The 9,256-nt window shown below is 67.8% G+C and carries 11 protein-coding genes; 3 read left to right on the top strand and 8 right to left on the bottom strand.

The window, feature by feature from the left end:
• Positions 1 to 305: 305 nt before the first annotated feature.
• The 3 genes from RTU05_RS15555 to RTU05_RS15545 all read right to left on the bottom strand — a co-directional run bounded on the left by RTU05_RS15555 (position 306) and on the right by RTU05_RS15545 (position 2,261).
• On the bottom strand, positions 306 to 500 hold the full coding sequence (locus RTU05_RS15555) for a helix-turn-helix transcriptional regulator (RefSeq protein WP_248118696.1): 195 nt from the start codon (positions 498 to 500) through the stop codon (positions 306 to 308).
• Between the two features lie 3 nt (positions 501 to 503).
• Positions 504 to 908: a hypothetical protein gene (locus RTU05_RS15550; protein WP_312599250.1), complete on the bottom strand. Its 405-nt coding sequence runs from the start codon at positions 906 to 908 to the stop codon at positions 504 to 506.
• A 141-nt stretch (positions 909 to 1,049) separates the two neighbouring features.
• Positions 1,050 to 2,261, bottom strand: coding sequence for a DNA recombination protein RmuC (locus RTU05_RS15545; RefSeq protein WP_312599249.1), 1,212 nt, complete (start codon positions 2,259 to 2,261; stop codon positions 1,050 to 1,052).
• A 140-nt stretch (positions 2,262 to 2,401) separates the two neighbouring features.
• Here RTU05_RS15545 and RTU05_RS15540 point away from each other — a divergent pair, with 140 nt between their 5' ends.
• A complete protein-coding gene (locus RTU05_RS15540) occupies positions 2,402 to 2,758 on the top strand; it encodes a hypothetical protein (RefSeq protein WP_312599248.1) in 357 nt (118 codons plus the stop codon).
• A gap of 6 nt (positions 2,759 to 2,764) precedes the next feature.
• On the opposite strand, the gene recR is transcribed toward RTU05_RS15540, so the two are convergent.
• Together recR and RTU05_RS15530 are read right to left on the bottom strand one after the other, a co-directional pair.
• Positions 2,765 to 3,382: a recombination mediator RecR gene (gene recR, locus RTU05_RS15535; RefSeq protein ID WP_312599247.1), complete on the bottom strand. Its 618-nt coding sequence runs from the start codon at positions 3,380 to 3,382 to the stop codon at positions 2,765 to 2,767.
• Positions 3,382 to 3,711: a YbaB/EbfC family nucleoid-associated protein gene (locus RTU05_RS15530; RefSeq protein WP_312599246.1), complete on the bottom strand. Its 330-nt coding sequence runs from the start codon at positions 3,709 to 3,711 to the stop codon at positions 3,382 to 3,384. Before RTU05_RS15530 ends, recR begins: the two co-directional genes overlap by 1 nt.
• A 157-nt stretch (positions 3,712 to 3,868) precedes the next feature.
• Here RTU05_RS15530 and RTU05_RS15525 point away from each other — a divergent pair, with 157 nt between their 5' ends.
• Positions 3,869 to 4,483: a malonic semialdehyde reductase gene (locus RTU05_RS15525; protein ID WP_312599245.1), complete on the top strand. Its 615-nt coding sequence runs from the start codon at positions 3,869 to 3,871 to the stop codon at positions 4,481 to 4,483.
• Between the two features lie 87 nt (positions 4,484 to 4,570).
• Here RTU05_RS15525 and RTU05_RS15520 read toward each other — a convergent pair whose 3' ends face one another.
• The 3 genes from RTU05_RS15520 to ahcY all read right to left on the bottom strand — a co-directional run bounded on the left by RTU05_RS15520 (position 4,571) and on the right by ahcY (position 7,979).
• The gene (locus RTU05_RS15520; protein WP_312599244.1) at positions 4,571 to 4,882 is read right to left on the bottom strand and encodes a zf-TFIIB domain-containing protein; all 312 of its coding nucleotides are present in this window, start codon (positions 4,880 to 4,882) and stop codon (positions 4,571 to 4,573) included.
• A 475-nt stretch (positions 4,883 to 5,357) separates the two neighbouring features.
• The gene (locus RTU05_RS15515) at positions 5,358 to 6,563 is read right to left on the bottom strand and encodes an NAD(P)/FAD-dependent oxidoreductase (RefSeq protein ID WP_312599243.1); all 1,206 of its coding nucleotides are present in this window, start codon (positions 6,561 to 6,563) and stop codon (positions 5,358 to 5,360) included.
• Positions 6,564 to 6,587: 24 nt separating this feature from the next.
• Positions 6,588 to 7,979, bottom strand: a complete 1,392-nt coding sequence (gene ahcY / locus RTU05_RS15510) for an adenosylhomocysteinase (RefSeq protein WP_312599242.1) — start codon at positions 7,977 to 7,979, stop codon at positions 6,588 to 6,590.
• Between the two features lie 197 nt (positions 7,980 to 8,176).
• Here ahcY and RTU05_RS15505 point away from each other — a divergent pair.
• Positions 8,177 to 9,256: protoglobin domain-containing protein (locus RTU05_RS15505; protein ID WP_312599241.1), on the top strand; the 1,080-nt coding region annotated here is incomplete at its 3' end.

Raw genomic sequence — 9,256 nt, 5'->3', positions numbered from 1 at the left:
GCCGGCTGGGCCTGGGCCTGGGCCTGGGCCTGAGCCTGGGCGTCGACCGGCGCGCCGGCGATGGCGGCGAACAGGGCCAGCCCTCCGGCTACGCCGACGGCGCCTTGGGCGAGGGTGGAGACGGCGGATCGAAGGCGGGCGGTGAAGGTCATGATTGTCTCTTTGAGTGTAGGGAAAGGAATGAAAACCAAAGGGGCAGGCCAGGCCGCGCGGGACATCGCCCGGATAAGGAGGCGGCATGGGTCGCCGGGTCCGCGCGCCGCGCGGCCGACATGCCGTTGACGAGTGCAACGCCATGTCGTCGGCTACTGCGCGTCGGAAAAGATGGATTCGATGGGTTGGCCGAAGACGCGGGCGATCTTGAAGGCCAGCGGCAGGGAGGGGTCGTAACGGCCGGTCTCCAGCGCGTTCACGGTCTGGCGCGACACGCCCAGCTGTTCGGCCAGCTGCGCCTGGCTCCAGTCGCGCTCGGCGCGCAGGACCTTGAGACGATTGTTCATGGCTCAGCCCCGCATCCGCGCCAGCCACCACCAGCCCCAGACGACCAGATATCCGATCAGCATGGGCGCGATCATCATGGCCGCCCCCAAAGACAGATAGTCGATAGGCTGGGCGCCGTCTCCGACCGTGCGCGCTATGATGTCGCGCCAGGGGCCGGACGAGGACAGAACCAGCGCGACGCCGCTGACGCACATGCCGGCTGTTCCGCCCCAATACCAGGCGGCCTTGTGCGCTTCGCGCGCCGCCTCGTCGATGGCGCGCATCCATTCCGCACCGATCCAAAGGGCGCCCGCCATGATCGCGACGGTCACCGCGGCGGTGACGATCAGTTCGCCCACCGTGGCGTCCAGCCAACTCGCATTGGCGCCGTAGCCGACCAGAAAACCGCCGAGGAAGGCGAAAGCCAAGCCGCCGCCAAACGTGACGACGATCGCCCTGATAACCGATCCCCACTTGCTCATACGTCAATATCCCTTGTCCAATTGACAAGTTTCATTGACAACATAAGCCGGTCGAAGTCAAGCGCCCTTTCCAAGTGAGAAGAGATTTCAGTCCTTCGCGGCGATCAGCTCAGGCCGGCTTAGGACGCGCGGCGCCGTCTCCACCGGCGTCAGGTCCGGCAGGGTCTTGCCCTCGTGGTCGACCTGCAGGTCCTCGAACCGTCTGGCCGAGACCATGACCTGGCTCTCCAGCGAGCCGACGAACTGATTGTATTTGCCGACCGCCTGATCCAGCGCCCGGCCGACGGCGGAGGCATGTCCGCCCATGACGGACAGTCGTTTGTAGAGTTCGCGCCCCAGGGCGGCGACCTTGTCGGCGTTGGCCGCCTGCTCCTCGGCCCGCCAGCCATAGGCCACGGCCTTGCACAGGGCGAACAGGGTCGAGGGGGTGGCGATCACCACGCGCGATTCCATCGCGTCGGACAGCAGGTCCGGCGCATGGTCCAGCGCCGTGGCCAGGAAGCTGTCGCCGGGCACGAACAGGACCACGAAGTCCGGGCTGGGCTTGAACTGGTCCTGATAGGCCTTGGATGACAGCTGGCGGACGTGGGTCTTCAGGCTGGCGGCGATGCGCAGACCGACCGAGCGGGCGCGCGCTTCCTCGTCGCCGTCGTCGTCCTCGAACGCCAGGGGCGCCTTGGCGTCGATCACGAACATGCCGCCGCCGGGCAGGCGCACGATGAAGTCGGGTCGGTTCTGGCGCCCCTCGTCGTCGGCGCTGGAGGTCTGTTCGGTGAAGTCGAACCGCCCGGCCATGCCGGCGGCCTCCAGCACGTTTCGGCAGGTCTGTTCGCCCCAGCGGCCGCGCCGTCCGGTGTTGCCGCGCAGGGCCTCGGTCAATTTGCGCGCCTCGTCGCGCGTGGCCGACGACGCCGCCATCAGGGCCGCCAGCTGTTCGCGCAAGCCGCCCGTCTCTTCCGATCGCGTCTTCTCCAGCGCGGCGACATGCTCCTGGAACCGGGTCAGGGTGTCGGAGACCGGCTTCAGCTGGGCGGCCATCCGTTCGCGGGCCAGCTGGTCCTGGGCGCGGAAGGTCTCGGTGGCTCGGCTGACCATCTGGTCCGCGACGACCTGGGCCGACTGGGCGGCCTGGGCCTTCAGCAGTTCGGCCATGGTGACGCGGCTGTCCTCGACCGCCTCCACCCGCGCCTCGGCCGCCGCCAGTTCGCCGCGCGTCCTCTGCCAGCCCATGAAGGCCCAAAGGAAGCCGCCCGCGAAGGCGGCGGCGGCGAGGGCGAGAACGACGACGATCATGTTCATGCTCCGTTCCTAACGAGAGTCGTCGGCGTTGAGAAGCGGCCGAACCCTCGCCCGCAACGCAGATCGAGCGGCCCGACGTCGCGGTCAGGAACACAGCGGTTCGCATCACGTTGGTTTGATTGAAATCGGAGGAGGACCCCATGAACCCGCAAGAACCCGCCCGCCACGACAAGGCCGCCGACGCCGTGCATCAGGGCCGGCCGGTGGACGCCGAATACGTTCGCTCCGGCAAGAAGAACCCGCGCATCCTGGTGCTGCTGGTCGCATCCACCCTGGCGGCGGCGGTGCTGCTGCTGGGCTTCTGGTTCGTCTCGAACGGCGCCTTTGAGTCCCAGAACCCGACGACCGGCGAACAGGCGGCGGACGCCCGCGCCTTCGACGGCGACAGCCAGACGCCGCCCGCCGCCGACGCCCCGACCGATTCCACCGGCCGCGCCCAAGCCGTTCCGACCGGCGAGGCGCCCAACGTCAACGCCCCGACCCAGCCCTCGAACTGAGGCCGATCAGGTCGGGCGGCGCGCCTTCAGGGCCTGGACGATGGTGCCGTCGTCCAGCCAGTCCAGTTCGCCCCCCACCGGCACGCCGCGCGCCAGGGAGGTGACCTCCACCCCCTGCCCCGCGATGCGCTCGGCCACATAGTGAGCGGTCGTCTGGCCATCGACGGTGGCCGGAAGAGCCAGCACGACCTCTCGCACCCCGCCGCCCCCTTCTTTCTGGTGTCTGACACGCCCGACCAGTTCGGTGATCCGCAAATGCTCCGGCCCAACCCCGTCCAGCGCGGACAACAGCCCGCCCAGCACATGATATTTGCCGCGAAAGGCGCCGGACCGCTCCATCGCCCATAGGGCGCCCGCCTCCTCGACCACGCAGATCAGGCCGTTGTCGCGTGCACCGTCCGAACAGATGGCGCAAGGATCGCGCGTATCCGGGGCGCCGCACACCGAACAGGACACCACCTTCTCCGCCGTCTCGGCCAAGGACGCCGCCAGCGGGACCAGCAACTGCTCGCGCCGCTTCAGCAGGGCCAGGGCCGCACGCCGGGCGGAGCGCGGCCCCAGGCCCGGCAATTTGGCCAGAAGCGAGATAAGCCGTTCGATCTCCGGCCCGGCGGAGGCGGCCATCAGAACAGTTTCGGCATTCCGGGAATGTTCATCCCGGCCATGGGGCCTGCGGCCTCGCGCATCAGGGCGTTGTTCTGTTCGTCCAGCTTGCGCTTGGCGTCCGCGTGGGCGGCGACGATCAGATCGGCCAGGATGTCGCCCTCGCCCGGCGTCAGCAGGCTGTCGTCGATCCTGATCGCCGTGATCTCGCCGGGTCCCTTCAGGGACACGGACACCAGGCCGCCGCCCGAGGAGCCCTCGGCGGCGGTTTCGGCCATCCTGGCCTGGGCGTCCTGCAGCTTTTGCTGCATCGCTTGGGCCTGCTGCATCAGTTGGGTCAGATCTTTCATCCCTCCTAGATAGGGCGAAGACGGCCGACGCGACAGAGGGTTCTGCGGCGGATATCAGAATCGGAAACGCTGAGGCGCCGCATTCGCGCTTGCGACCGGCCCGGCCCGCCCTAAATAGCATCCGAACTAGTTGCTATTCTAACCGGAAAGGCATTCCATGGCCTATGACGCCACCACTTCACGCGACGCCCCGCTGTCGGACGCCGCCCTGTCGCAACTGTTCACCGAGGCGCGGACGCGCAACGGCTGGACCGACCGCCCCGTCGCGCCGGAACTGTTGCGCCGGCTGTACGACCTGACCAAGTTCGGCCCGACGGCGGTCAACGGCTCGCCCGCCCGCTTCGTCTTCATCACCTCGCCCGAGGCCAAGGCGCGCCTGATTCCGCTGATGAGCGAGGGCAATCGCGAGAAGACGCGCCAGGCGCCCGTCACCCTGATCATCGGTCAGGACATGGATTTCCACGACCACCTGGACGCCCTGTTCCCCCATGCGCCGGGCGCCGGCGCCTGGTTCGCCGACGAGGCCGGTCGTCGCGAGACCGCCTTCCGCAACGCCTCGCTGCAAGGCGGCTATCTGACCATCGCCGCCCGCGCCCTGGGCCTGGACGTCGGGCCGATGTCCGGCTTCGACGCGGCCGCGGTGAAGGCCGAGTTCTTCCCCGACAGAAATGTCGAGCCGAACTACATCCTCAACCTGGGCTATGGCTCGGACGAAAACCTGTTCCCCCGCTCGCCTCGCCTGTCGTTCGAAAAGGCGGCGCAGATTCTCTGAGGTCGATCTGCGAACGGCCAGCCGCGCCTTCCGTCTGAACCAGCCCCCTGAATCCTCGGCGCCGGTCCGGGGATTCAGGCCGCCGCCTCAGTCGAAGATGTCGAAGATGCTGTCGCGCTTCTTTTTCTTGTGGCGATAGTCGCCGTCGCGGTGGCGCTCGTCGCGATAGAGCGCACTCTGGCCCCACGGCTGACCCTGAGGCGCATAGGCTTGCGGGGCGGGCGCGGGCGCCGACTGCGCGGCGGCCCGCCCTTCCTCGACGGCGGCGGACATCAGCTTCTCCAGTTCGCCGCGATCCAGCCAGACCCCGCGACAAGCGGGGCACATGTCGAACTGCACCCCGTTCCGCTCCAGCGTCTGCATGCCGGCGTCGTCATTGGGGCACATCAACAGCGGCATTCGGGCTTCCCGTTCTGTCCAGAGTGGTCGGGCGGTCGACGCGACAGGCCAGGAGGGGAGAAAGTCCCGCCGCGTCGACGCACCCGTGCGGTCCGACATCGCGTCCGGCGGCCCGGCGAAAGGAAGGGGAAAACGCCAGGCCGCGGTGACGCCAGAGGGGCCCGTTCCGCCTCTTCAAGCTAGGGGCCGCCCGTCCGCACCGCCATGCGTCGCGCGGCCGCAGGACGTTTCGTCACCGCCCCATCCTATCGGCCGGGACGATGCGGCGTATATTCCATGGCTTGCGTCGGACCAGCGACAATCCGCCTGTCACGGCGGCCGGCCGCGTTAGACTGCGGCCCCGGTCTTTGACATCGTCGCGCGCCTCGGCACCACAGTCGGCTTGATCCGCACATTTCAGACTATTCAGACGGTGTTTTCGGCGCCCGTCTCGGCTCCATCGCCGGAAAAGTGCACGGATTGCACCCTGAAAAATTCAGCACGCCTGCCCGGCCGCCCAGCCGGACGACCAGGCCCACTGGAAATTATAGCCGCCCAGCCAGCCGGTCACATCGACCGCCTCGCCGATGAAATACAGGCTCGGAACCGATTTGGCCTGCATCGTCTGCTGGTCCAGGGCCGCCGTATCGACCCCGCCCAGCGTCACCTCGGCGGTGCGGTAACCCTCTGAGCCTACGGGTTTGACGCTCCAGCCGTTCACCGCCTGATCCAGCCGCCGCAGCACCTTGTCCGACAGATCGGCCAGATTGCCCGCCGCACCCTCTCGCGCGCATAGGGTCTCGGCCAGACGGCGGGGGATGATGTGGCTGAGCGCCGTATGGACGGCCTGTCGTCCGTTCGCCGCCTTGGCCGCCTTCAACTCGTCGAAGATGTTCCGGCCCGGCGCCATGGAGGCGACGATGGCCTCGCCCTCGCGCCAGTAGGAACTGATCTGAAGAATGGCCGGGCCGCTGAGGCCCCTATGGGTGAACAGCATCGCCTCGTTGAAGCTGGCCTTTCGCGCTTTCGCCGACGGGGCCGAGGCCACGCTCGCCTCCACCGCCACGCCCGCCAGCGGGGTCAGGGTCTCCAGCAGCCCCGCCTCAAAGGTCAGGGGGACAAGCGCCGGGCGGGTGTCGGTGACGCGGATGTCGAACTGGCGCGCGACCTCATAGGCCCAGCCTGTGGCGCCCATCTTGGGAATGGACTTGCCGCCCGTCGCCACGACCGCAGACGCCGCCGCGACCCGCGATCCATCCGACAGATGAGCGGTGAAACCGTCGCCGTCGCGGGCCAGACGGTCCACGCCGGTCTTCATCTTCAGCGTGACGCCCGCCGCCGCCATGTCATCGGTCAGCATACGGACGATCTGCCTGGCGCTGTCGTCGCAGAACAGCTGTCCCAGCGTTTTTTCATGCCAGGCGATCCCGGCCTTATCGATGCGTTTGACGAAGTCGTGCTGGGTGTAGCGGCGCAGGGCCGAGGTGGCGAACCGGGGATTCTCGCCCAGGAAGTTCGCCGGTCCGCAGCCCAGATTGGTGAAGTTGCAGCGCCCGCCGCCCGAGATGCGGATCTTCTCGCCCGGCCGGTCGGCATGATCGACGACCAGCACCCGCCGCCCGCGCCGCCCGGCCTCGATGGCGCACATCATGCCGGCGGCGCCCGCCCCCACGACGAGGACGTCGTAAGACGCCCCCGTCATTGGACGACCCCTGCGAACAGGGGCTCAGTAACGGTAGTGATCCGCCTTGAAGGGGCCTTCGACCGGCACATTGATATAGTCCGCCTGGTCCTTGGTCAGGGTCGTCAGCTTGGCGCCCAGCTTGGCCAGATGCAGGAAGGCGACCTTTTCGTCCAGGTGCTTGGGCAGGGTGTAGACCTTGTTCTCGTACTTGTCGGCGTTGGTCCACAGCTCGATCTGGGCCAGGGTCTGGTTGGTGAAGGACGCCGACATCACGAAGCTGGGGTGGCCCGTCGCGTTGCCCAGGTTCACCAGACGGCCTTCCGACAGCAGGATGATCTTCTTGCCGTCCGGGAACTCCACGTGGTGGACCTGCGGCTTGATCTCGTCCCACTTGAAGTTCTTCAGGCCCGCGACCTGAATTTCCGAGTCGAAGTGGCCGATGTTGCAGACGATGGCGTTGTTCTTCATCCGGCGCATGTGATCGACCGTGATGACGTCCTTGTTGCCGGTCGTCGTCACATAGATGTCGGCGCGGTCGGCGGCGTCGTCCAGGGTCTGGACCTCATAGCCTTCCATGGCGGCCTGCAGGGCGCAGATCGGGTCGATCTCGGTCACGATCACGCGGGCGCCGCCCTGGCGCAGCGAAGCGGCCGAACCCTTGCCCACGTCGCCATAGCCGCAGACCACGGCGACCTTGCCCGACAGCATGACGTCGGTGCCGCGACGGATGGCGTCGACCAGGGATTCACGGCAGCCGTACAGGTTGTCGAACTTGGACTTGGTGACGCTGTCGTTGACGTTGATGGCGGGGAAGGGCAGCTCGCCCTTTTCGGCCATCTGATACAGGCGGTGAACGCCCGTGGTCGTCTCTTCCGACACGCCGCCGATGGCGTCGCGGATGGCCGAATAGAAGCCGGGCTTTTCGGCGATGTAGCGCTTCATGACCGAGAAGAGGGCTTCTTCTTCCTCGTTCTGCGGATTGGCCAGGACCGAGATGTCCTTCTCGGCCTTGGGACCCAGAACCGTCAGCAGGGTGGCGTCGCCGCCGTCGTCCAGGATCAGGTTCGGATAGCCGCCGTCAGCCCATTCGAAGATCTTGTGGGCGTAGTCCCAGTATTCCTCCAGCGTCTCGCCCTTGGTGGCAAAGACCGGGGTGCCGTTGGCCGCGATGGCCGCAGCGGCGTGGTCCTGGGTCGAGAAGATGTTGCACGAGGCCCAGCGCACTTCGGCGCCCAGGGCTTCCAGCGTCTGGATCAGGACCGCCGTCTGGATGGTCATGTGCAGCGACCCGGCGATGCGGGCGCCCTTCAGCGGCTTGGCGGCGCCGAACTCGTCACGCAGCGCCATCAGGCCCGGCATTTCGGTTTCGGCGATGGCGATTTCCTTATTGCCCCAGTCGGCCAGGGAAATGTCGCGGACGATGTAGTCGGTCATGGCTCGGGCTCCTGGCCGAAGGATGGATTTGGCGCCTCATACCCCGACAATGTCCTGGGGGCAACGATCGTATAAAGATATCCTTATGCGATCGGACTTCCGTCAAGCGCCGCGTTAACGTGGCCCAAACCCACGCTCGCTAAGGCGGGGAGGCCGTGACGGGGGCGTCCGGCCAATATGAGTGGAGTTCCAACGCCATGTCCGATGTCGCGATCCAGCAGCGCACGACCTTCGCCGGCCTGACCCGGCCGTCCGCCGCCTATCGAGCCATGCAGAACATCCTGCGCGCCGCCGCGCCGGGCGCCCTGGACGCCTTCTACGACCGCATCCGCGCCACACCCGAGACGCGGCGCTTCTTCCACGACGACGCCCATATGGGCCGCGCCAAGTCCGCCCAGGTCGGACACTGGGACGCCATCATCGCAGGCCGCATCGACGACGACTACGCCCGGGCCGTCGCGGTCATCGGCCGCACCCACGCCCGCATCGGACTGGAGCCGCGCTGGTACATCGGCGGCTACGGCGTGCTGCTGGGCGAACTGATCAAGGCGGTGGCGATGCGGCCGCGCAAACCCTTCGCCGGCGCGGCCCACGACCGTCAGACGGGCGAGGCCCTGGCCGAACTGAACCAGCGCGCCCTGCTGGACATGGACCTTGCCATCTCCACCTATCTGGACGCGCTGGAGGCCGAGCGCGACCAGGTCGCCGCCGCAAAGGCCGAGGCCGAGGCGCGCCAGAGCCAGGTGGTCGCCGCCCTGGGTCAGGCCCTGAAGACGCTGGCCCAGGGCGATCTCGGCGTGTCGATCCAGGCAGAATTCCCACCCGAGTACGAGACCTTGAAAGACGACTTCAACGCCGCCGCCACCGGCCTGCGCCTCGCCTTCGGCGCCGTCGCCGACAGCGCGGAGGCGGTCCGCACCGGTTCGGGCGAACTGGCCATCGCGTCGGACGACCTGGCCGTGCGCACCGAACGCCAGGCCGCCGGGCTGGAGCGCACCGCCGCCACCACCGAGGAGATCGCCGCCGGGGTCGAACAGGCCGCCGCGGCCGCCCAGAACACCGCCCAGGCCGTCGTCGCCGTCCGCCGGGACGTCGAACACGGCGGGTCGGTGGTGGACGAGACCACCCAGGCCATGACGGCCATCCGCGACTCCTCGCACGAGATCGCCCGCTTCACCTCCCTGATCGACGAGATCGCCTTCCAGACTAATCTGCTGGCCCTGAACGCCGGGGTCGAGGCGGCCCGGGCGGGCGACGCCGGTCGCGGCTTCGCGGTC

The organism is Brevundimonas sp. (genome assembly GCF_032017145.1).
Lineage (GTDB): Bacteria > Pseudomonadota > Alphaproteobacteria > Caulobacterales > Caulobacteraceae > Brevundimonas.
Note: the sequence above shows the minus strand (reverse complement) of the source record. Positions and strands in the feature narration are given on the sequence as shown.